The 22688-nt window shown below is 53.7% G+C and carries 17 protein-coding genes; 11 read left to right on the forward strand and 6 right to left on the reverse strand.

What is annotated here, in order from left to right; genetic code table 11:
• The first annotated feature begins 13 nt into the window (after positions 1–13).
• The 4 genes from ACFO3I_RS05065 to ACFO3I_RS05080 all read left to right on the forward strand — a co-directional run bounded on the left by ACFO3I_RS05065 (position 14) and on the right by ACFO3I_RS05080 (position 4670).
• Positions 14–1222 (forward strand): aspartate aminotransferase family protein, encoded by a 1209-nt coding sequence (locus tag ACFO3I_RS05065; protein ID WP_377332274.1) that lies wholly within the window; start codon positions 14–16, stop codon positions 1220–1222.
• A 55-nt stretch (positions 1223–1277) separates the two neighbouring features.
• The gene (gene astA / locus ACFO3I_RS05070; RefSeq protein ID WP_377332276.1) at positions 1278–2309 is read left to right on the forward strand and encodes an arginine N-succinyltransferase; all 1032 of its coding nucleotides are present in this window, start codon (positions 1278–1280) and stop codon (positions 2307–2309) included.
• 12 nt (positions 2310–2321) lie between these two features.
• Positions 2322–3782 carry a succinylglutamate-semialdehyde dehydrogenase gene (astD, locus tag ACFO3I_RS05075; RefSeq protein WP_377332278.1) on the forward strand — a complete coding sequence of 487 codons (1461 nt, stop codon included), beginning with the start codon at positions 2322–2324 and terminating at the stop codon, positions 3780–3782.
• An 84-nt stretch (positions 3783–3866) separates the two neighbouring features.
• Entirely contained in the window at positions 3867–4670 is an 804-nt protein-coding gene (locus ACFO3I_RS05080; RefSeq protein WP_377332281.1) for a DUF1338 domain-containing protein, read from the forward strand.
• A 43-nt stretch (positions 4671–4713) separates the two neighbouring features.
• Here the strand turns inward: ACFO3I_RS05080 and ACFO3I_RS05085 are convergent, their stop codons facing one another.
• Both ACFO3I_RS05085 and ACFO3I_RS05090 read right to left on the reverse strand, forming a co-directional pair.
• Complete coding sequence (locus ACFO3I_RS05085; protein WP_377332282.1) at positions 4714–5274, reverse strand: dienelactone hydrolase family protein; 561 nt, start codon at positions 5272–5274, stop codon at positions 4714–4716.
• Positions 5271–6125, reverse strand: a complete 855-nt coding sequence (locus tag ACFO3I_RS05090) for an MBL fold metallo-hydrolase (protein WP_377332284.1) — start codon at positions 6123–6125, stop codon at positions 5271–5273. Before ACFO3I_RS05090 ends, ACFO3I_RS05085 begins: the two co-directional genes overlap by 4 nt.
• 176 nt (positions 6126–6301) lie before the next feature.
• On the opposite strand from ACFO3I_RS05090, the gene ACFO3I_RS05095 reads away from it, so the two are divergent.
• Positions 6302–8608 carry a methyl-accepting chemotaxis protein gene (locus tag ACFO3I_RS05095; RefSeq protein ID WP_377332286.1) on the forward strand — a complete coding sequence of 769 codons (2307 nt, stop codon included), beginning with the start codon at positions 6302–6304 and terminating at the stop codon, positions 8606–8608.
• A gap of 77 nt (positions 8609–8685) precedes the next feature.
• Here ACFO3I_RS05095 and ACFO3I_RS05100 read toward each other — a convergent pair whose 3' ends face one another.
• The 3 genes from ACFO3I_RS05100 to ACFO3I_RS05110 all read right to left on the reverse strand — a co-directional run bounded on the left by ACFO3I_RS05100 (position 8686) and on the right by ACFO3I_RS05110 (position 12176).
• On the reverse strand, positions 8686–9153 hold the full coding sequence (locus tag ACFO3I_RS05100; protein WP_377332288.1) for a Dps family protein: 468 nt from the start codon (positions 9151–9153) through the stop codon (positions 8686–8688).
• Between the two features lie 417 nt (positions 9154–9570).
• Positions 9571–11175, reverse strand: a complete 1605-nt coding sequence (locus ACFO3I_RS05105; protein ID WP_377332290.1) for an ABC-F family ATPase — start codon at positions 11173–11175, stop codon at positions 9571–9573.
• 110 nt (positions 11176–11285) lie between these two features.
• A complete protein-coding gene (locus tag ACFO3I_RS05110; RefSeq protein ID WP_377332291.1) occupies positions 11286–12176 on the reverse strand; it encodes a DMT family transporter in 891 nt (296 codons plus the stop codon).
• A gap of 123 nt (positions 12177–12299) precedes the next feature.
• Between ACFO3I_RS05110 and ACFO3I_RS05115 the strand changes: the two genes are divergently transcribed.
• The 6 genes from ACFO3I_RS05115 to ACFO3I_RS05140 all read left to right on the forward strand — a co-directional run bounded on the left by ACFO3I_RS05115 (position 12300) and on the right by ACFO3I_RS05140 (position 19812).
• A complete protein-coding gene (locus tag ACFO3I_RS05115) occupies positions 12300–13751 on the forward strand; it encodes an aminotransferase-like domain-containing protein (protein ID WP_377332293.1) in 1452 nt (483 codons plus the stop codon).
• A gap of 42 nt (positions 13752–13793) precedes the next feature.
• A complete protein-coding gene (locus ACFO3I_RS05120) occupies positions 13794–15644 on the forward strand; it encodes a GNAT family N-acetyltransferase (RefSeq protein WP_377332294.1) in 1851 nt (616 codons plus the stop codon).
• Positions 15641–16558 carry a histone deacetylase family protein gene (locus ACFO3I_RS05125; RefSeq protein WP_377332295.1) on the forward strand — a complete coding sequence of 306 codons (918 nt, stop codon included), beginning with the start codon at positions 15641–15643 and terminating at the stop codon, positions 16556–16558. The genes ACFO3I_RS05120 and ACFO3I_RS05125 overlap by 4 nt, the downstream gene beginning before the upstream one ends.
• 106 nt (positions 16559–16664) lie before the next feature.
• Entirely contained in the window at positions 16665–18152 is a 1488-nt protein-coding gene (locus tag ACFO3I_RS05130) for a TrkH family potassium uptake protein (protein WP_377332296.1), read from the forward strand.
• Positions 18152–19141 (forward strand): DUF4118 domain-containing protein, encoded by a 990-nt coding sequence (locus ACFO3I_RS05135; RefSeq protein ID WP_377332298.1) that lies wholly within the window; start codon positions 18152–18154, stop codon positions 19139–19141. The genes ACFO3I_RS05130 and ACFO3I_RS05135 overlap by 1 nt, the downstream gene beginning before the upstream one ends.
• Positions 19138–19812 (forward strand): response regulator, encoded by a 675-nt coding sequence (locus ACFO3I_RS05140; protein ID WP_377332299.1) that lies wholly within the window; start codon positions 19138–19140, stop codon positions 19810–19812. The genes ACFO3I_RS05135 and ACFO3I_RS05140 overlap by 4 nt, the downstream gene beginning before the upstream one ends.
• A gap of 109 nt (positions 19813–19921) precedes the next feature.
• Here the strand turns inward: ACFO3I_RS05140 and gyrA are convergent, their stop codons facing one another.
• Complete coding sequence (gyrA, locus tag ACFO3I_RS05145; RefSeq protein WP_377332301.1) at positions 19922–22576, reverse strand: DNA topoisomerase (ATP-hydrolyzing) subunit A; 2655 nt, start codon at positions 22574–22576, stop codon at positions 19922–19924.
• Between the last annotated feature and the right edge of the window lie 112 nt (positions 22577–22688).

Raw genomic sequence — 22688 nt, forward strand, 5'->3', positions numbered from 1 at the left:
TAAGGACTACGAAATGCAAGTCAGCAGAAGTTTATTTGATGAAGTGATGGTACCCAACTACGCTCCGGCGCCCATGATCCCGGTCAAAGGTCAGGGGTCTCGTTTATGGGACCAGTCCGGTCGTGAATACATCGACTTTGCCGGTGGTATCGCGGTGAACTGTCTTGGCCATTGCCATCCTGCTCTGGTGTCTGCATTAAAAGAACAAGCTGACAAGCTGTGGCACTTATCCAACACCATGACCAACGAACCGGCTTTACAGCTGGCCAAAGCACTGGTCGACGCGACTTTTGCTGAAAAAGTGTATTTCGCCAACTCAGGCGCTGAAGCCAACGAAGCCGCACTGAAACTGGCGCGCCGCTGGGCCAAAAATGAATTTGGCGAACAAAAGAGCCAAATCATTGCATTCAAACAAGGCTTCCATGGCCGTACTTTCTTTACGGTGACCGTCGGTGGTCAAGCTGCTTACTCAGACGGCTTTGGTCCAAAACCTGCGGACATCGTGCACGCGGAATACAATAACCTTGACAGCGTCAAAGCGCTGATCAACGACAATACCTGTGCTGTGATGCTGGAGCCTCTGCAAGGCGAAGGCGGCATTATCACACCAACCGCTGAATTTATTCAGGGCGTACGTGCGCTCTGTGACCAGCACAACGCACTGCTGATTTTTGACGAAGTGCAGTCTGGTGTGGGTCGTACTGGTGAGCTGTATGCCTATATGGGCCTGGGCGTCACCCCGGATATCCTGACCACAGCCAAAGCGCTGGGCGGCGGTTTCCCGATCGGCGCTATGCTGACCACTACGGCTATTGCCAAGCACCTGGTGGTGGGCACCCATGGTTCCACTTATGGCGGTAACCCGCTGGCCTGTGCCGTCGGTCTGGCTGCTTTCAATACAGTTAATAGCCCTGCGGTACTGCAAGGTGTGAAAGAGCGTGAGGCGGTGTTCCGTGAACACCTGCAGGCGCTGAACGCCAAATACAACATTTTCACTGAAATCCGCGGTCAGGGTTTGCTGCTTGGTTTTGCGCTGAATGAACAGTACCAGGGCAAAGCCCGTGACTTTATGCTGGCAGCGGCCGACGAAGGTCTGCTGATGCTGGTGGCTGGGCCTAACGTGGTGCGGATGGCGCCATCGCTGGTGATCCCACTGGACGATATCCATCAGGGCATGGCGCTGCTGGATAAAGCCGTTGCCAAACTGGTCGCCAAGGCCTGATTTTATTTTGACAACAAGGCGGCAACAGCCGCCTTTGCAGGAACCCTAAGCGCTTATGTTAGTGATCCGCCCTATCCGACAATCGGATTATCCTGTGCTGATGCAGATTGCCGAAGAATCTGGCGCAGGTTTTACCTCATTGCCGGTCAATGAGCAGAAACTGAAAGCAAAAATTAGCCGGTCGGAGCAAAGCTTTGCGGCTGCCATCGACAGCCCCGGCGACCAGGGTTACCTCTTTGTGCTGGAAGACACCAGCACAGGTGAAATTGTCGGTACCTCCGGCATAGAAGCCTCGGTCGGTCTGCAAACCCCGCTGTACCATTTCCACAAAAGTACTGTGGTGCATCACTCGAATGAGCTGAATGTGTTTAAACAGGTGGAAATTCTGACCATGTGTAACGACTACACAGGTGTCAGTGAAATTTGCACCTTGTACCTGCGCGACCATTACCGCCAGGGCTTAAATGGCCGCTTTCTGTCGAAAGTCCGGTTTTTATTTATGGCCGAGCATATGCAGCGTTTCTCCAAACTGGTGATCGCCGAAATGCGCGGTGTGGCGGATGAAACCGGCCTGCCCCCCTTCTGGAAATGGCTGCAGTCGTATTTCTTCAGCATTGATTTTCCAACAGCGGATTACCTGATTGGCGTCGGTAACAAAGGTTTTATTGCCGACTTAATGCCACGCCACCCTATTTATGTCAGCTTACTGCCGGAAACGGCGCAGCAAGTGATAGGTGAAGTGCACCAGCACACTAAACCCGCGTTAAAACTGCTGGAAAACGAAGGTTTTTTCCACCGTGGTTATGTGGATTTATTTGATGCCGGCCCGACAGTGGAATGCCAGTTACGCCAGGTTCAGTCGGTCCAGCAAAGCAAACAGGCCCAAGTGCGGGTACAGCAGGTATCTGCCGAGCAGACGCTGGCGATTTGTAATAGCAGCACCGAAAACTTCCGCGCTGTGTTTAGTAAAAATGCGGCGATGAACGAGGCGCAGGAACTGCTGGTAAGCCCCGAACTGGCAGAAGCACTGCAGGTGCAGACCGGCGATATGGTCCGGTTTCTGCCGCTTGATAAGGTCACAGACTAAGGTAACAGACTCATGACAGCACCCATTCAATACATCGCTGGCCAATGGCTGGCTGGCGAAGGTCAGGCCTTCCACTCTCTTAACCCGGCCACAGATAAGGTCATTTGGCAAGGCCAGGCCGCCTCTGAGGTGCAGGTTGACCAGGCACTGACCGCCGCCCGTCAGGCGTTTTACCTGTGGTCAGCCCAGTCGCTGGAACAACGTCTCGCCATCGTCGAGCGTTTTGCAGCGTTGCTGCAGGACAACACCGAACGCATGGCGCGTGCTATTGCCGAAGAAACCGGTAAAGCCCTGTGGGAAAGCCGCACCGAAGTAGCGGCAATGATTGGTAAAATCGCCATCTCCAAACGCGCGCACAGCGAACGCACCGGCACGGTAGAAAACCCGATGCCAGGCGCCAAAGCCTTTATCCGCCACAAACCTCATGGTGTGGTCGCCGTATTCGGCCCGTACAACTTTCCGGGTCATTTACCTAATGGTCATATAGTACCAGCGCTGATTGCCGGCAACGTGGTGGTATTTAAACCCTCGGAACTGACCCCTATGGTGGCAGAACTGACGGTGAAACTGTGGGAACAGGCCGGCATTCCGGCTGGTGTCATCAGCCTGTTGCAAGGCGAAGTGGCGACTGGCAAAGCGCTGGCCGCCCATGCGCAGCTCGACGGTCTGTTTTTCACTGGCAGCTCAAATACAGGCCATTTCCTGCATCAGCAGTTTGCTGGTCAGCCTGGGAAGATTCTGGCGCTGGAAATGGGTGGCAATAACCCGCTGCTGGTCAATGAAGTCGCCAATACCAAAGCCGCGGTGCACGACATTATTCAGTCGGCGTTTTTAAGCTCGGGTCAGCGCTGTACTTGTGCCCGTAAACTGTTTTTACCGAACAGCGCCAACGGCGACCAGATCCTGGCCGAACTGATTAGCGCAACCCAAGCTATTGTGGTGGGCGATCCGCTGGCAGAGCAACAACCCTTTTACGGCAGCATGATTTCTGCAAAAGCCGCGGCCGCTATGGTGAAGGCTCAGCAGCAACTGGTAGAACTTGGCGGTAAAGTGCTGGTGGAGTTAAGCGCTGATGGTGCCTTTGTCCGTCCAGGTATTGTCGATGTGACTGGTGTGACTGGTATCCCGGATGAAGAAAATTTCGGTCCTTTGTTAAAGGTATACCGCTACGACGATTTTGACGCTGCCATCGAGCTGGCCAACGCCACCAAATACGGCTTGTCTGCCGGTTTGCTGGCGGATTCTGCAGAGCACTATCAGCACTTCTTCAGCCGTATTCGCGCCGGTATTGTCAACTGGAACAAACCTATCACAGGCGCGTCCAGCGCAGCGCCTTTTGGCGGCATTGGCGCCAGCGGCAATCACAGAGCCAGCGCTTATTACGCGGCTGACTACTGTGCCTACCCTGTGGCTTCGGTCGAGGCCGAGTCTGTAGCATTACCGGCCAGTTTAAACCCTGGTTTATCGCTGTAATTTTGGATTTGGATCAATAAAACGCGCCAGCAGTTAAGTAACACTGCTGGCGACAAAAACAACCATCTTACCCGGACCACAACTATGCATACCAACGTAAAAGACCTGTTTGACAACCTGTGGCAGAACTACCTCGAAGTGACACCATCGGCGAAGAAAATCCATCAAATTCTGGGCTCAACGCAACAAGACGATGTGATTAATGACCACATTGCGCTACGCACCTTTAACATCGAAAAAGTGGGCCTGGACAAACTGGCGGCTCATTTACTGGCGCTGGGCTATACCGAAGGCGGTGAATACCACTTTGAAGCGAAAAAGCTGTATGCCAAGCATTTTGAGCACACAGACCCAAGCTTGCCTAAAGTCTTTATCTCTGAGCTGCTGCTGGAAAAATGTTCCGAGCAGTTGCAAAGCATAGTGCGCAAGCTGGTTGAGCAGATCCCAGCAGACGCTGTGACTGCAGATAACTTTTTGTATTCAGGCCGCCACTGGCAGATTGACCAGACAAGTTATGAAACCTTATTGCAAGAAAGCGAATACGCCGCCTGGATGTCAGTGTGGGGTTACCGCGCTAACCATTTCACGGTTAGCGTCAATGCGCTTGCCAATTATGAAACGCTGGAATCCGTCAATCAGGCTCTGAAAGACGCCGGTTTTGCGCTCAACACTTCAGGCGGTGAAATCAAAGGCACGCCGGAAGTTTTACTGGAGCAGTCGTCGACACTGGCCGACGAAGCACCGGTGCAATTCACCGATGGCAGCCGCAATATTCCAAGCTGCTTCTACGAATTTGCCCGCCGTTACCCAATGGCCAATGGCCAGCTGTACGGTGGTTTTGTCGCTGCTTCTGCCGACAAAATTTTTGAAAGTACCAACGTGCGTTAATCGCCTCTTTTAGCAAAAAGCCCCGCAAATAAGCGGGGCTTTTTTATTTGGCTGAGTCTGACAGCCAGCGCCTGACCTCAGACCAAAAATGCTGTGCTGCATCCGCCTGGTAATTTGGCGATAACGGGTTCACAAAACCATGGGGCTGCGGCGTGCTTTGTATGGTCAGCCAAGCTTTGCCTTTAAGCTGTTCAAGCAATTGTGGCATCGAGAAATGCTGCTCCTGCTGACAAAACAGTAAGGTTACCGGGCACGCAGGCTGTAAGTCGCTGTAGTCGCGGATTTGCCCGCCATAGAGCCCAAACACCTTATTCAGCTTGAGCCTTTTGTCTGCCGCACAAACCCAGGCTGCGCTGGCACCGGCACTAAAGCCAAGCAGGCTGACCGGCTCCGTCGCATCAGCAAGCTGCTGTTGCAGTTTGTCGATGTAAGCTGTCATGCCGCCTGCGGCCAGAAAGGCATGGTAGGCGGCGTCCTCAGTCTGAAAGGCGGGCATTTGCTGCTGGTAGGGTTGCACCAGATGGTAATCAGCGCCCAGCGTCGCCAGTTGCTGACGCAGCGGCGGCTGATCACCGAAAATATCGGTGACAACCCATAAACTCATAGCAGGTTTACCGGTAGCTTCAGGTACACCTTGCCGTCTTCTGCCGGTGGAAACTGCCCTGCTCTCATATTGACCTGCACAGACGGCAACATCAGTTTGGGCATACTCAGGGTTTTATCACGGCTTTGGCGCATCGCGACAAACTGCTGCTCTGTGGTACCAAGCTTTAAATGAATATTCTCTGCCTGCTGAGCGGCCACTGTGGTTTCATAGCTAAATTCGGCACGCCCGGGCGCTTTGTAGTCATGGCACATAAACATCCGGGTCGACGCTGGCAACGCAAACAGACGCTGCACCGACTGATACAAGGTGGCGGCGTCGCCGCCCGGGAAGTCACAACGTGCAGAGCCGTAATCAGGCATAAAGAGCGTGTCACCTACAAAGACAGCGTCTTCGACCAGATAGCTGACACAGGCTGGCGTATGACCTGGTGTAAACAACACCTGGATGGACAAGTCTCCCAAAGGCAATTGCTGGTTATCGTCCAGTAACAGGTCAAAACAGCGGCCGTCCGGGACCACGTCAGTGGCCTGAAAGATCGGCACAAAAATCTGCTGCACTTCACTGATGCGTTTGCCAATGGCGATACGACCACCCAGCTGGGACTTCAAATAAGGCGACGCGGACAAATGATCGGCATGCACATGGGTTTCCAGCAACCATTGCAGATGAAGCCCGTGCGCCTGCACCCGTTCAATCCAGTGATCCGCCATCTGGTGTGCAGTGCGGCCTGAAGGCGCGTCAAATTCCAGCACAGGGTCAATAATAGCGGCCTGTCGGCTGCTACTGTCCCAAATCAGGTAGCTGTAGGTATTGCTGTCCGGGTCAAAGGCATGTTCGAGCATCAACATCTGCGTTGTCCTCCACTCTGTTTTACTCAGAGTAACAAAATCCGAATATTCCCGAAAGATATAAGGTTATTCTTTTCGGCTATTTATAAACTTCTAAACGCCATCGTTATGTCATAAAAATTTAACGGTATGACTCCAAAATGCGGTCGCCTTTCCAAAAACTGTGCCGGAGTAGTATGAATATCGCACGTAAATTAACCCTTGGGGCTGGGGTATTGGTGGTGTCGGCTGTCATGGTGTCGGCCACATTAAGTGGGGTTCTGGCATTATCAGAAAGCTCCACAGCACTGAAAAAAGCAACAGAACAACAGTTTCTTGCCTTAACTTCAGGCCGCCACAGTTTATTGACACAGGAATTGGACAGCCAGAAGCAATTGCTCAGTGCAATGGCCAACAACAGACTCACTCAGGATGCGCTGTACGCATTTAAAAACCCTTTTGTGTCTTACCGTTATGAAGTACAAGCCCCTTCACTTGATGTGCTGAAGCAACAGGTTGGCCACTGGTATCAACAGAACTTTCAACCTTATTATCAACAACAGACACAAGGACAACCCTTTCCGCTTGACAACTATCTGGCGCAAAGCAAGCTGGAAAGCCTGTTACTGCAACAGTATTACGTGGTCAGCAATGACAAACCTCTGGCCCAACAGTATTTATTGGATGACCGCAGCGATGGTTCGGTGTACGGTCAGCAGCACCGCAAGTACCACCACAGTTTTCTGGAAATTCTGCAACGATACGGCTATCAGGATTTAATGCTTGTGGATGCCGCCAATCTCAATGTGATTTATAACGTCTCGAAAGGGCCACTGTTTGCCAGCAATTTACAACAAGGACCTTTTGCCAAAACAGAGCTGGCATCACTACTCAGCCGTATGCAAAAAACACCCAAAGCAGGCCTGCAGATCTCGGCCATTTCTGCCTACCCAGGATCGTTGCTGCAGCAGGTACTGTGGTTGGCAGTGCCGGTGATGGCGCCCGGCAGCCAGGAGCTGTTGTCCGGTTTTTTGGTGGCACAATACCCGGTCAGCCGTTTTACTCAACTGATGACAGCTGGCCAGAAGTGGGGCGAGCTGGGTTTAGGCCAAAGCGGTGATCTGTATTTAATCAATGACGAGCGTAAACTGGTCACCGAGCTGCGGCCTTATCTGGAAAACCCAACCGAATTTTTGCAACAAAATCCGCAGTTTCAGGCCGGACCTTATGGTCTGGGCGGCATCAACAGGCTGGATTCGGCCGAAGCTGAACTGGCATTGCAAGGCCAGTCTGGCATTGCCGAGGTGACAGATCATCGAGGTAACGCGGTACTGAAAAGCTGGACTCCCCTGCAGATTGGCACCCATCAGTACGCCTTGCTGGTGCAGCAGGACAGTGACGAAAGTTATGCGCCTGTGTCAGATATCCGCTGGTCCTTGATCCTCAGCAGTACCCTGGCGGTATTGGTGTTGGGGGTAGTCGTGATGTGGTTGGTGTACGTGGCGGCCCGTCGTTTTGCCAGCCCACTGCAGCGGCTAAATCAGCAAATTGACGATGCAGCACAGCAGCATGATTTAACAGTGCAGTTTGCCCACCGATCTGGCGATGAAATTGGCGCCATCAGCAGCGCCATGACCAGCCTGTTCCGCTCGTTCCGCGATTTAATCAGCCGGATCAGCAGTGCCACCGAACAAACAGCGTCTGCCGCCAGCCAGAACCTGCAAATCAGCCAGCTGTGCCGCGACGCCGCAGAGCGGCAAGGTGCAGATATGCAGTTGCTGGAGCAACAAAGTGAACTACTGGACCGTCAGTTGCAGCAGTCTGCTGAAGTGCTGCGTCGGTCCGCTCAGCAAGCCAGCCGTGCCGCAGAACAGGCTGAACAAGGTTACGAAGACATTGAACAAGTGGCACTGAACATTCGCCAGCTGTCGGGTCAGGTCAGCAATTCCAGTCAGAGTATGTCGGCGTTGCGTGACGCAGCGACAGCCATTGTGTCGGTACTGGACACCATCAAAGGCATTTCAGAGCAAACCAACCTGCTGGCATTAAACGCCGCCATTGAAGCGGCACGCGCCGGTGAGCATGGCCGCGGCTTTGCTGTGGTGGCCGACGAGGTACGGCATTTATCCGGCAGCACTCAGAATGCCACTGCAGAAATTCAGCAGATGCTGCGCCGCCTGATGAGTACAGTGGACGAAACTGCATTGGATTTAGCCAAGGAACGTGAAAGCGCAGAGCAGTGCCTGCAAGGCTCAGAACAGGCGCTGAATGCCTTATCCTCTATTCGCAGCCTGATTGGCACCATAGGCCAACATAGCGCCGAAGTCGCAACTAATGGTGAAGCTCAGTATCAGGCCAACCAGCGTCTTCGTGCCAAGCTGACAGCAGTGAAACAAGCCGCAGAGCATACGGTAGCCTCGATGAATGAGTTGTACCACACGGCCAGCTCGCAGGAGCGTCTGGCCATTCAGATGCTTGAAAGCAGTCGGGCTTTTAAGGTCTGATCCTGGCAGGGTCCTGTGCACCAGCAACACGGATAACAAGGGCCGACACTGCGGCCCTTCCGTTCCTTAAAAAGGCTTTAGCCTAACAGGCTGCGCAACATCCAGGCGTTTTTTTCATGCACTTGCATACGCTGCGTCAGTAAGTCCAGCGTCGGCTCATCCGAGGCTTTATCAGCCACCGGCACAATGGCACGGGCGGTTTTCGCCAATGCTTCCTGGCCCTGCACTAAATCTTTAATCATATCGACCGCGCTTGGAATACCTTCGGCTTCTTTAATACTGGTCAGTTTGGCGAACTCTTTGTAAGAACCCGGAGCAAACTCGCCTAAAGCGCGGATACGTTCAGCAATCAGGTCCACCGCCGCAGAGAGCTCAGTGTACTGAGTTTCAAACAATAAATGCAGGGTCTGGAACATCGGGCCTGTCACGTTCCAGTGGTAATTGTGGGTTTTCAGATACAGGGTGTAGGTATCTGCCAGTAAAGTCGCCAGCCCATGCGCAATAGCTTTGCGATCGTTTTCTTCAATACCAATATTGATATTCATCCTTTGACTCCTTGCGGTTCTGATCCGGTATTACAGTACCATATGGGGCTTTGGCTTCTCAAACCAAAGCCTTGTTGTAAAACAAAAAAGCCCGGAATAATCCGTAATGCCGATCAGATAAGCAGTTTTTATTCAAAAACTGCTTATCTATTCACGAGTTGGTTCAGTTGCAGCGGAAAAGGCAAAGCCCACGCAGACACGCCGTGAATACGTTCCCTGTAGGCTCGGCTTTGGCATCCATGCCAAAGACGGTCTGCTTAGTTTTTTACCTTTCCTCGCTTTGGATAGATTCAGTTCGTTTACTGTTTTAGTTCAGGTGAATTCTGATACTGTGCGGTAAAAAATAATGCCAGTCAGTTTAACTGACTGGCATTAGGAATAATCCGAGCTTTTTTTATCAGAACACCAACGCTAAGATTAACGGCCTTGTTGCAGCGCGTCCTGCTGCGCCAGGTAATCGTCGTAGCTACCCACGAAGTTACGCACGTCTTTATCAGTGATTTCGACAATGCGGCTGGCCAGTGAGGACACAAATTCACGGTCGTGGCTGACAAACAGCAAAGTGCCTTTGAACATATCCAGCGCCATATTCAGCGACTCGATAGATTCCATATCCAGGTGGTTGGTCGGTTCATCCATGATCAGAATGTTTGGTCGTTGCAGCATTAACTTACCAAACAGCATGCGGCCTTTTTCACCACCAGACAGCACCTTGACCGACTTTTTGATGTCGTCTTGCGAAAACAGCAGACGACCCAGAATGCCACGAATCGCCTGTTCGTCGTCCGACGGTTGTTTCCACTGGCTCATCCAGTCAAACAGGCTCATATCCGCTTCAAACTCATGGGCATGGTCCTGCGCGTAGTAACCGATATTGACGTTTTCAGACCACTTCACAGTACCGCCGCTGACGGCTTCGTCACCCACCAGACATTTTAGTAAGGTGGTTTTACCAATACCGTTGGTACCAAGGATGGCAACCTTTTCGCCGACTTCAATCATCAGGTTGAGGTTTTTCAGCACCTGATGCTCGTCATAGTTTTTCGAAAGATCAGTGACTTCAAGTGCCAGGCGGTACAGCTGCTTTTGCTGCTCAAAGCGGATAAATGGGTTCACCCGGCTGGAGGCTTTTACTTCGTCCAGTTTGATCTTATCAATTTGCTTGGCACGTGAGGTGGCCTGACGTGCCTTAGACGCGTTGGCCGAGAAACGGGCCACGAAGGTTTGCAGCTCAGCAATCTGGGCTTTTTTCTTGGCGTTGTCCGACAACAGACGTTCACGGGCCTGAGTGGCCGCCAGCATGTATTCGTCGTAGTTACCCGGGTAGACACGCAGCTCGCCATAATCCAGGTCAGCCATGTGGGTACAGACTGAATTTAAGAAGTGACGGTCGTGCGAAATAATGATCATGGTGCTGTTACGTTCCGCCAGCACGTTTTCTAACCAGCGAATGGTCAGAATGTCCAGGTTGTTGGTCGGTTCGTCCAGCAGCATGATATCCGGATCGGCAAACAGCACCTGCGCCAGTAACACCCGCAGTTTCCAGCCCGGTGCCACTGCCGACATAGGGCCGTAATGCTGTTCCAGTGGAATACCGACGCCCAGCAGCAGCTCACCGGCACGGGACTCGGCGCTGTAACCGTCCATTTCGCCATAAGCGACTTCTAAATCCGCCACACGCAGACCATCCTCTTCGCTCATATCCGGTTTAGCATAAATGGCGTCACGCTCAGCTTTGACCGCCCATAATTCGGCATGGCCCATAATCACGGTGTCAATCACGCTGAACTCTTCAAAGGCGAACTGATCCTGATGCAGCTTGGCGACGCGGAAATTCGGTTCGACCGACACATTACCACCGCTTGGGTCCAGCTCGCGGCTCAGAATTTTCATAAAGGTGGACTTGCCACAACCGTTGGCGCCAATCAGGCCGTAACGGTTGCCACCACCAAACTTCACAGAAATATTTTCAAACAGTGGCTTAGCGCCAAATTGCATGGTGATATTAGCGGTGGAAATCACGGTCGGCCTCACTCTGGTTAAACGCCGGCTCAGCCCGGCAAAAAGCGCGCTACTATACGCGTTTTTTGCGCGTCAGACCAGTAAAAAAGCCGTCTGAAACGGGCCAGCTGTCAGGCGAAACGCCGGCCAAGCGCGATACAGCCCACCACAGCACCAGCCAGCATCAGTTGCGCAGCAGACACAGTTTCATGCAGTGCTACTGCCGCTAAAAACAGCGCCACAAAAGGCGTTAACAGCTGCAGTTGACTGACCTCGGCAATGCCCCCCATGGCCAGACCTTTGTACCAGGCAAAAAAACCAAGAAACATACTGAAAATGGACAAATACGCCAGCCCCAGCCAGCCGCTGCGGCTGACGGCGCTCAACTCCTGCGGAAAATACCACCAGACCAGAGGCAACAGCAGCGGTATGCCCATCACCAGTGCCCAGCAGATCACCTGCCAGCTGCCAAGTTCTTTGGCAAGTACAGCGCCTTGCGCATAGCTGTAACCGCAAAGCAGGCAGGCCAGCAGCAAATACAAGTCGGCCAGATGTAAACGGCCATCGCCACTGTACAGGGCGTAACCAGTCACCAGCGCAGTCCCGGTCAGCGCACAACACCAAAAGCCCAGACGTGGCCAGCGCCGCGTCAGCCAGGCACCGAATACTGCGGTAAATAATGGCATCACACTGCTGACCAAAGTGCCATGGTTGGCGCCCATTTGTTGCAATGCCAGTGCTGATAGCAATGGATAGCCCATCACAGCACCAGCCAACACCCCGGTCAGCCCTTTCCATTGCACCCGGTTTGGAATGGGCTGACGGGTCAGCCACAACAGGGCCAGCGCCAGAGCGGCCGCTATCAGTGCCCTGGCCGCGCCCACAAAGACCGGGTCCAGGCTCAGCACGGCCGCCCTGGTGGCTGGAATTCCCCCGGAAAACATCAGCATACCGGCCAGACCATAACACCAGCCTTTCATTTTTTCTCTGGACACAACCTGGGGTTGGGCTTGCACACTCATCACTCTCTCCTTGCGCCTGGCGGACTGGACTTTCGCTTTCTTCTGGCACTATAGTGAATCTTTTGCCATGACAATCAGGACAGTTATGCAAAGATGCAGTCAAACTGTACAGGTGGTAAACCCATGACAATTACCTTATTGCAATGGCAACTGGACAAAAGCGCCCGTCAAAGCTTTGTCGAGCAGTTGTTTGTGCAGGCCAAAACCGCGATAGAAACCGGACGCTGGGCCGCCGGTGAACGCTTGCCTTCTATTCGCAGCCTGGCGACTGAACTCGGTGTCAGTAAATTTACTGTGTCTGATCTGTACGACCGGCTGGGAGCGGCCGGACTGGTGCAGGCCCAGGTCGGCCGCGGCGTCTATGTGCGGGCGCCGCGCCTGATCTCGCTGCAACTGGAAGCCGAACACCAGCAGAGTGAACATGCCTCAGACGTGCTGCTGATGCGCCAGACCCTGCAGCGTGAGTCCGACTGGCTGAAAGTGTCGGCCGGCTGGCTGGGCCCGGACTGGCTGCCGGATACCTTGATCCGCCAGGGCCTGCGGGAGCTCGCCCGGCAAGGTCAGACGCTGACCGACTACGGCCCGGCTCAGGGCTATTTCCCGCTGCGCCAGCAACTCACTGACCGGCTAAAAGCCTTTGGTATGGAACTGAGCCCTGCCCAGCTGCTATTGACCCACAGCGCCTCGCATGCGCTGGATTTATTGTTACGCCAACTACTGCGACCAGGCGATGCGGTGCTGGTGGACGACCCCGGCTTTTACAACTTTTTTGCGCTACTGAAGCTGCATCAGGCGGTGGTATTGCCAGTGCCCCGTACGCAGGATGGGCCGGACCTTTCTGTACTGGAGCAGCAGCTGCAGCAATTCAGGCCCAGGCTTTATTTAACCAATTCAATGTTGTCGAACCCCAGCGGCGCCAGTGTAAAAAGCCACAGAGCCTATCAGGTGCTGCAACTGTTGAAACAGCATCAGGTGCTGCTGATTGAAGATGATATTTACGCCGATTTTGAAAGCACGCCCGGACCACGTTACGCCAGCCTGACTGGCCTGGTGGACAGTGTGTACCTTGGCAGTTTGTCGAAAACCCTGTCGGCTGATTTACGGGTGGGCTTTATAGCAGCAGCACCGTCGCTGATCGCCAGCCTGACGGACTTAAAACTGATCACCGGCATGTCAACCTCGGCCGGTATCGAGCGCCTGATGTATCTGGCATTGACAGGCGGCGGTTACAAGCGTCATCTGGAGCAGCTGAGGCGGCGCTTGTCAGAAGCCCGCGCTAAAGTCCAACACGAACTGCTGGCGCTTGGCTGCAGCCTGCCGCTGCAACCCGATGGTGGTTTTTTAATTTGGGTGCGGCTGCCCACAGGTATCAGCAGCGCCTTGCTGGCCGAACGGCTGGCGATGCATCAGGTGATACTGGCGCCTGGACGGCAGTTCAGTAGCCAGCCTGACGCCGACCAGTTTACCCGGCTGAATGTAACTCAGTGCCTGAACAGTGAGTTTTGGGCCTTACTGGGCAAGGAATTGCGGCGCCTTGCGCTGGATCAGCAGAACGCGCACGAAAACCGACTATAGTCGCACAGACAAAACTGCGGCGACTCCGTAGTGTGAGGATATATGGCAAAAAAGACCAACTCCCTGCCCTGGCAGGATTTATTACAATCAGGCAACCGGATCTTTATTGGCTCCCATGCGGCAGCGCCGCAAGCGCTGCTGGCCGATCTGATGGCACACGCCAAAAATTTGCACGATATTGAACTGGTGCAGATGATGGTGCTGGGCGACAACCCCTGGGTCGAACCCGGTCTGAATGATTTGTTTAAGGTCAACGCGCTCTTTATTGGTGGGGATCAAGTACGCCAGGCCGTGGCAGAGGGCCGGGCTGACTACACGCCCTGCTTTATGTCCGAAATTCCGTCGTTATTTAAACAGGAAGTGTTACCCCTTGATGCCGCGCTGGTGATGGTCAGCCCGCCAGATGAGCTGGGCTATTGTTCATTAGGGGTATCGGTCGACGTGGTGTCAGCCGCGGTGCGCTCGGCGAAAAAGGTCATAGCGCAAATTAACCCGCTGATGCCCCGTACCAGTGGTTACACCTTTATCCATCAAAGCCAAATTCATGCTTTTATCGAAGCCAAACAGGCGCTGCCGCAACTGGACGCACCTAAACTGGACGCTGTCACAGAGCGGATCGGCCAGTACGTGTCGATGCTGGTCGAAGATGGCGCCACTTTACAGCTGGGCATTGGTAAAATTCCGGAAGCGGTGCTGCGCTACCTGGGCAACCATAAAGACCTCGGCATTCACAGCGAAGTGATTTCTGACGGCGTGATGGAGCTGGTGCGCAAAGGCGTGATTAACAACAGCAAAAAAAGCTTCCATCCGGGCAAAACTGTTACCAGCTTCTGCATGGGTAGCCAGGCGATATACGACTTTGTGCACAACAACCAGCACGTCGAGTTTTACCCCAGCGAATACGTCAATTCGCCCACCAACATTGCCCGTAACGACCAGATGGTGGCCATTAACAGCGCCATTGAAGTCGACCTGACCGGCCAGGTGGTGTCTGACTCCATTGGCCATAAGTTTTACAGCGGTATTGGTGGTCAGGTGGATTTCAGCCGCGGCGCCTCGATGAGCAAAGGCGGCAAACCTATTATTGCACTGCCCTCCACCGCCAAAGACGGCTCGGTGTCGCGTATTGTGCCGCAGATCAGCGAAGGCGCAGGTGTCGTCACCTCCCGCGGCCATGTGCATTATGTGGTCACTGAGTTTGGTGTGGCGTCACTGCGCGGTAAGAGCATTCGCGAACGTGCGCTGGAGCTTATTCGGGTGGCACACCCGAAATTTCGCAAAGCGCTGTTGGAGCAGGTACGCCAGCATTATTGGGTGCCGCATTATCAGAAAGATTATCCGAAAGACGTGCCTGAGCTGGGTAATCTTGGGGTGAAAACCTTAAAAATAGCCGGCGAAGAATTTGATTTACGGCCGCTTAACCCAGCCGATGAACGCCGTTTGCAGGAGTTTTTCTATTCGCATACCAAAGAAACCCTGCTACTGCGCTATAACCACCACCCTAAACAAATGAGCCGGGAGAAATCCTGTACCCTGGTCAGTGTCGATCAGTCGCGTGACCTTGCGCTTTGTATCGTTAAACAAAAAGGCTCCATCCTGGAAATTCAGGCCGTTGGCCGTTATTACCTGAATGACGCCGATCAAAGCTGTGAGGTGGCCTTTGTCACCCGGGAAAAGCACCAGGGCAAAGGTATGGCCAAACGCTTGTTGCTGGAAATGATTGAGATTGCCCGGGTGCGCCAGCTTCACCGTATGCTGGCCTATGTACGGGCCGACAATAAACCTATGCAAAAAGTCTTTGAAAAAGCCGGATTTAAACGCCTGCGCAGTGGCGATCCGGACGAAGTTTTCCTTGAGCTGCTGCTACAGCCTGTTGAGAAACAACCCCAATGAGTATTTGTATCTTCAGTCATGGCCGCTGCCTGCAGTACGACGTCGGCCATGACCACCCCGAATCTGCATCACGCTTGCACGCAGTGCAGGACCAGCTGCTCAGTTCCGGCCTGGCCTATGTGGTGGAACAACGGGATAGCCAAGAAGCCAGCCGCGATGAGCTGGCATTGGCGCATGACCCCGCCTATGTCAACTCCTTATTTGAACGGGTGCCATCACAAGGCCATATCTGGCTGGATGACGACACTCAGTTGAACGCAAAAATGCTGCGGGCCGCGCTCTATTCGGCCGGTTGTGGGATCAGCGCCATTGACTACCTGATGCAAGGGGTCGAGCGCAAAGCCTTTTGCCTGGTACGCCCGCCGGGCCACCACGCCGAGCGCGCTGCCGCCAAAGGCTTTTGCTTGTTTAATAACATCGCGATAGCGGCGGCTTATGCGCTGCAGCACTATGGCATCCAGCGTATTCTGATTGTTGATTTTGATGTGCACCATGGCAACGGTACTGAAGATATCTTCCAGCATGAGCCCAGAGTGCGGTTTTTTTCATCCTTTCAGCACCCCTATTACCCCTACACAGACCCGGTCAGCACCAGCGCCTCTGTGGTGAAAATGCCACTGGACGCCGGTACCACGGGCGCCCAGTACCGCCAGCGCTGGCTGGACGAATGGTTACCGCTGATGCAGCAGTTTCAACCTGAACTGGTGCTGGTCTCCGCTGGCTTTGACGCTCATATGGACGATGAAATGGGCCAGATGAAACTGACCGATCTGGATTACTTCTGGCTCGGTCAGCAGCTGGCGCAGTTAGCGGCCCAGTACAGTCAGGGCCGGGTGCTGTCGATGCTCGAAGGCGGTTATGAGCACAGCCCGCTGGCCCGCTCTGTGGTGCAGTATTTAAAGGGCCAGCTTTAATCGCAAAGCGGGCTCCAATCTTTATACAATCTTTACAGCAAAGGTCGGTCAGATTTTATAAGCTATTCTCAGCATTCAATTTTCTGTTGGGCCATTTAGAGCTTTTATGTCTGTCCCCTCGTTGACGCTTGCATCCCCGCTCAAGGGCACAGGCTATCAGATGATTTGTAAAGTGCTTGGGCATTTGCTGCTGATCTTGTCCTGCGTGCAGCTGGCGGCCACTGCCGTCGCCGTGATTTTCCGCGAACCTGTGTTTTGGGTCTTCCTGGGCTGCGCTTTTTTTACCTTGTGTTGTGGCTACCTGCTTAAATACAAAGGGCGTAACGCCCACCAAATTAAAAACCGCCAGCTGTTTCTATTGACCACCTTAAGCTGGCTGTCACTTTGTCTGTTTTCGGCTTTGCCACTTTACCTGCTGGTGCCAGGCTGCACTCTGACCGATGCAGTATTTGAAACAGTCTCTGCCGTCACAACCACCGGCTCTACCGTGTTTTCCGGCCTGGATACTATGCCCAAAGCCGTTTTGTTCTGGCGGGCAGTGCTGAACTGGATGGGTGGCATTGGGATTATCGTGATGGCCATTGCCATTTTACCGGCGTTAAAAATTGGCGGTATGCGGCTGTTTAAAACCGAAAACTCCGACACCTCAGATAAAATACTGCCACGCAGCTCCTCCTTGTCCGCCGCCATCGGCCTGGTCTACCTGTTTTTGACGGTGCTGACCGGCAGCAGCTATTACCTGGCGGGCATGGCGGGCTTTGATGCACTGACCCACGCCATGACCACAGTCGCCACCGGCGGTTTCGCCAATTACGATGCCTCCTTTGGGGTCTACAAAGACAAACCTCTGGTGCTTTGGCTTAGCAGTCTGTTTATGCTGCTGGCGGCACTGCCCTTTGTGCTCTTTGTCAGCTGGTTTAAAGGTGACCGTCATGCCATTTGGCGTGACCCTCAGGTGCGGGTGTTTTTGCTGCTGGTGTTCAGCTGCGCTTTGGTCCTGACCTGTTACCAGGTCTGGCATAACCAGCGCGGCTGGTTTGAAGCCGCTACCCACAGTGTATTTAACGTGGTGTCAGTGATCACGACCTGTGGCTATGCGTCGGAGGACTACACGCTGTGGGGCAATATGGCCATCATGCTGTTTTTTTACCTGACCTTTGCCGGTGCCTGCTCTGGCTCTACCTCGGGGGGCCTGAAAATTTTCCGTATTCAGCTCTGTGCGCTGCTGCTGTTTAAACAGCTGAAACTGCTGGTGCACCCCAAAGCCGTCTGGCACCCGACCTATGGAGGCCGTCGCATCGACGATCAGTTACTGGGCAATGTGTTGTCGTTTTGTTTTGTTTATTTCGCCACTATAGGCTTTATTGCGATGATGCTGGCCTTTTCGGAGCTGGACCTGGTGACCGCAGTCACAGGCGCTGCCACGGCGGTGGCCAATGTCGGCCCAGGGCTAGGCAACATCATTGGCCCGGCCGGTAACTTCTCCAGCCTGCCGGATGCAGCCAAATGGTGGTTAAGTCTTGGCATGTTATTAGGACGACTGGAAATTATGACCCTGCTTATTCTGTTTACCCCTGCGTACTGGCGGTACTGATGCGTTTTGCTTTCTGGATCTGGACGCTTGCGCTCTGCTGCCCTGTGCTGATTGGCGCGGTGCTAATGCCGTTTCGTTCGTCCATCAGCCCGACCGACGTCGCCATGTTGCAGCTGCTGTGGCTGGTGTATCTGGCGCAGCGCAGCGGCTACAAACCGGCGCTGCTCAGCACCCTGATGGCGGTACTGGTGGTGAACTGGTGTTTTGTGCCGCCCTATTACACGCTGGCGGTGCATGACGCCAGTTTTGTCATCAGTTTTTTTGTGATGGCATTTTTTGGTGTGATGGTGAGCTATTGGGCCGATCAGGCCAAAGCCCGGCGACAACGGGTGCGACATCTGCGCCGGCAGGCACAAAAAGCCTCAGTGCAGGCACGTTTGGAGCAGCAAAAGGCTATGCTGCTGCGATCCTTGTCGCACGATTTACGCACCCCGCTCGCCACCATTATGGGCGCCTCCAGTATGCTGGCTGACGATGAACTGCCATTAAGCCCACAGCAGCGTCAGCAGCAGGCGCAAAATATTTATCAGCAAAGTCTCTTACTCAGCCAACACTTCGAGAAAGTATTAGAGCTGTCGAAAACCCAGCTGACCGGCTCGCTTTCGGTAAGCAGTTTCAGCTCGGACGATTTAGTGGCGGCAGCCCTGGCCCGCCGCGGCGAGGACTTAACCGCGCTAGCGGCTCAGCTGCAGCTCTCTGGTGTGCTGGAGCTGACGGGGGATATGGAGCTTTTGGAGATCTTGCTGGCGAATTTGCTGGAAAACGCCTGGAAGTACGGACAAACGCCCTTTGTATTGCAGTTCCAGTTGCTGAACCAAAGTTATCAGCTGACGCTTAGCAATGCCGTCGCCGTCAGAACGCAGCAAGCCGATAGCGGCTATAACTTGGGGCTGGCCATTTGTCAGAGTATTGCACGCCTGCACAAAGGGCAGTTTGAGTTTCAGCTGGACGGTGAGCAGGCTGTAGCTCAGCTGGAGTGGCCACGATGAACACACAAATCCTGCTGCTGGAAGATGACAGCGCCTTACAAAGTTTTTTACAGACGCTGCTGGAAAGCCAGGGTTATCAGGTCGAAGTGCAGGCCTATGGCCAGAAGGGTTTGCAGTGGCTGGGCCAGCATCACTGCGATTTATTGCTGCTGGACTTAGGGCTGGCCGACATGGATGGCATTGCGGTATTGCAGCAATTGCGCAGTTGGTCTGATCTGCCGGTCATCGTCATTTCCGCGCGAGGCAAAGAGCAGGATAAAGTCAAAGCGCTGGATTTAGGTGCCAATGACTACGTGACCAAACCCTTTAGTTCCGCCGAGTTACTGGCGCGTATTCGCGCTTCGCTGCGGGTGCCGAGGGGCCAGAGTCAGCAGTTTCAGTTTGGAGACATAGTACTGGACCCGGTGCAGCATCAGGTCAGCAGAGCCGGTACGGCCGTGCATCTGACCAAAACCGAATACGAGCTGCTGCTGATGCTGTGCCGTCATGCCAATCAGGCGCTGACCCATAACCAGATCCTGAAACATGTCTGGGGGGAAACCTATCAGGACAGGCCCGAGTATGTGCGGGTGCATATGGCGCAGCTGCGGCAAAAACTGGAACAGCAACCGGCCACACCACGTTTCCTGCGAACCGAAGCCGGTGTCGGTTACCGGCTTTGTATTGACTAGCTCACGCGCTCTGCTGCAAGCCACAGAAAACTCAGATCATCCAAACACACACCGCAGAAAATAAAAAACCGGAGTAAAACTCCGGCTCTTTTATCGGGCTGAGTCGATATTACTCGTCGTCAGCTGGCACGTCATCTGCGTCTGACTCCGCATCAGCCGCATCATCGGCATCGACCACCAGCGCTGCAGCTTCTGCGCGCGCTTCGGCTTCCGCGGCTTCCAGCTCTTCCTGATCCTGAATTTCGTCAATGCGCTGTACGCCCACGACTTTTTCACCTTCGATGGTACGGATCAAGATAACACCAGCGGTGTTACGGCCAACCAGAGACACTTCTTTCACCCTGGTACGTACCAGCGTGCCTTTGTCTGAAATCAGCATGATTTCATCCAGCGCACTCACCTGCACAGCGCCAACGACGGCGCCGTTCCGCTCAGAGACTTTGATCGACACCACACCTTGGGTGGCGCGGCTCTTCTGCGGGTACTGGTCCAGCGGCGTGCGTTTACCATAACCGTTTTCGGTAACGGTCAGAATGGCACCTTCGGCTTTAGGCACAATCAGGGAGACCACTGAACCACCTTCGCGCAGACGGATACCACGCACACCTGTGGCGGTGCGGCCCATACCACGCACTTGTTCTTCGTGGAAACGCACCACTTTACCGTCGTCCGAGAACAGCATGATCTGGCTGTTGCCGTCGGTGATATCCACACCAATCAGCTGGTCGCCTTCGTTCAGGTTCACCGCAATAATGCCGTTTGAACGTGGACGCGAGTATTCAGTCAGGGCGGTTTTCTTCACGGTACCGTTGGCGGTTGCCATAAACACATACTTGCCTTCTTCGTATTCACGAACTGGCAGAATAGCGGTAATACGCTCGTTTTCTTCCAGCGGCAGCAGGTTCACAATAGGCTTACCACGGGCCTGACGCGATGCCAGCGGCAGCTGGTACACCTTCAGCCAGTACAGACGGCCACGGTCAGAGAAACACAGAATGGTGTCATGAGTGGACGCAATCAGCAGCTGATCAACGAAATCTTCGTCTTTCACTGTCGTCGCGGCTTTACCACGGCCACCACGGCGCTGCGCTTCATAGTCAGACAACGCCTGGTACTTGGCATAACCCAAGTGAGACAAGGTCACCACCACGTCTTCTTCGGCAATCAAGTCTTCCATATTGATATCCAGCGCATCGGCCTGAATATCAGTGCGGCGGGCATCGCCGTATTGAGCTTTCGCCGCTTCCAGCTCTTCGCAGATCACTTCCATCAGACGCTCAGCGCTTGACAGGATATGCAGTAACTCTGCAATCAAGGCCAGCAGCTCTTTGTACTCGTCGAGGATTTTTTCGTGCTCAAGACCGGTCAGTTTGTGTAGACGTAAATCCAGAATGGCCTGGGCCTGCTGTTCGGTCAGGTAGTAATAGCCATCACGAATACCAAAGTGCTCTTCCAGCCACTCTGGGCGGGCCGCGCTCTCACCGGCACGTTCCAGCATTTCCTGCACATTGCCCAGCACCCAACCGCGGGCGACTAAGCCTGCTTTGGCGTCAGCCGGACTGGCTGAAGTTTTGATCAGCTCAATAATCTCGTCGATATTCGACAGCGCAATCGCCAGACCTTCCAGGATATGGGCACGGTCACGGGCTTTACGCAGGTCGTACACTGTGCGACGTGTCACCACTTCACGGCGGTGCAGTACGAAACATTCCAGAATTTCTTTTAAGCCCAGCAGCTTCGGCTGGCCCTGGTCCAGCGCCACCATATTGATACCAAACACGGTTTGCATTTGGGTATTGGTATACAAATGGTTCAGCAGTACATCGCTGGATTCGCCACGTTTGACTTCAATGACGATACGCATACCGTCTTTGTCCGACTCGTCCCGCAGTGCACTGATACCTTCAATGCGTTTTTCTTTCACCAGCTCGGCGATTTTTTCAATCAGACGGGCTTTGTTTACCTGGTACGGAATTTCGGTGACGATAATAGACTCACGGCCGGTTTTGTCATCGGTTTCAACGTGAGTTTTGGCACGGATATACACCTTGCCACGACCAGTCCGGTAGGCTTCTTCAATACCACGGCGGCCATTGATAATAGCGGCGGTCGGGAAATCCGGCCCCGGAATGTGTTCCATCAGCTCGGGAATGGTGATGTCCGGGTTGGCGATAATCGCCAGACAGGCATTGATGACTTCCGTAATGTTGTGTGGCGGAATATTGGTCGCCATACCGACGGCAATACCGCTGGAACCGTTGATCAGTAAGTTCGGGATCTTGGTCGGCAGTACCGCAGGAATTTGTTCGGTGCCGTCGTAGTTCGGTACGAAATCAACGGTTTCTTTATCCAAATCAGCCAGCAATTCCTGGGTGATCTTGGCCATCCGCACTTCGGTATAACGCATGGCTGCTGCGGAGTCACCGTCCACCGAACCGAAGTTACCCTGACCATCCACCAGCATATACCGCAGTGAAAACGGCTGAGCCATCCGGACTATGGTGTCATACACGGCGCTGTCGCCATGCGGGTGGTATTTACCTATGACGTCACCAACCACACGGGCCGATTTTTTATAGGCTTTGTTCCAGTCGTTACCCAGCTCCTTCATCGCGAACAACACGCGACGGTGCACCGGCTTTAAGCCATCACGCACATCAGGCAAGGCCCGCCCTACGATTACGCTCATCGCGTAGTCGAGGTAAGAATTCTTTAATTCCTCTTCAATATTAATGGGAACAATTTCTTTGGCCAAGTTAGTCATAAACAGCTTTTTTCCCTTAAATCAATAAGATAACCTGCGTTTTTTACTGTCATAGGTCGCAGGACAAAGGCGGATTCTACCACCAGAACGAGCACCTTGCCATGGCGAACCG

Source organism: Rheinheimera marina, from assembly GCF_042654345.1.
In the GTDB taxonomy this organism is placed as follows: domain Bacteria; phylum Pseudomonadota; class Gammaproteobacteria; order Enterobacterales; family Alteromonadaceae; genus Pararheinheimera; species Pararheinheimera marina.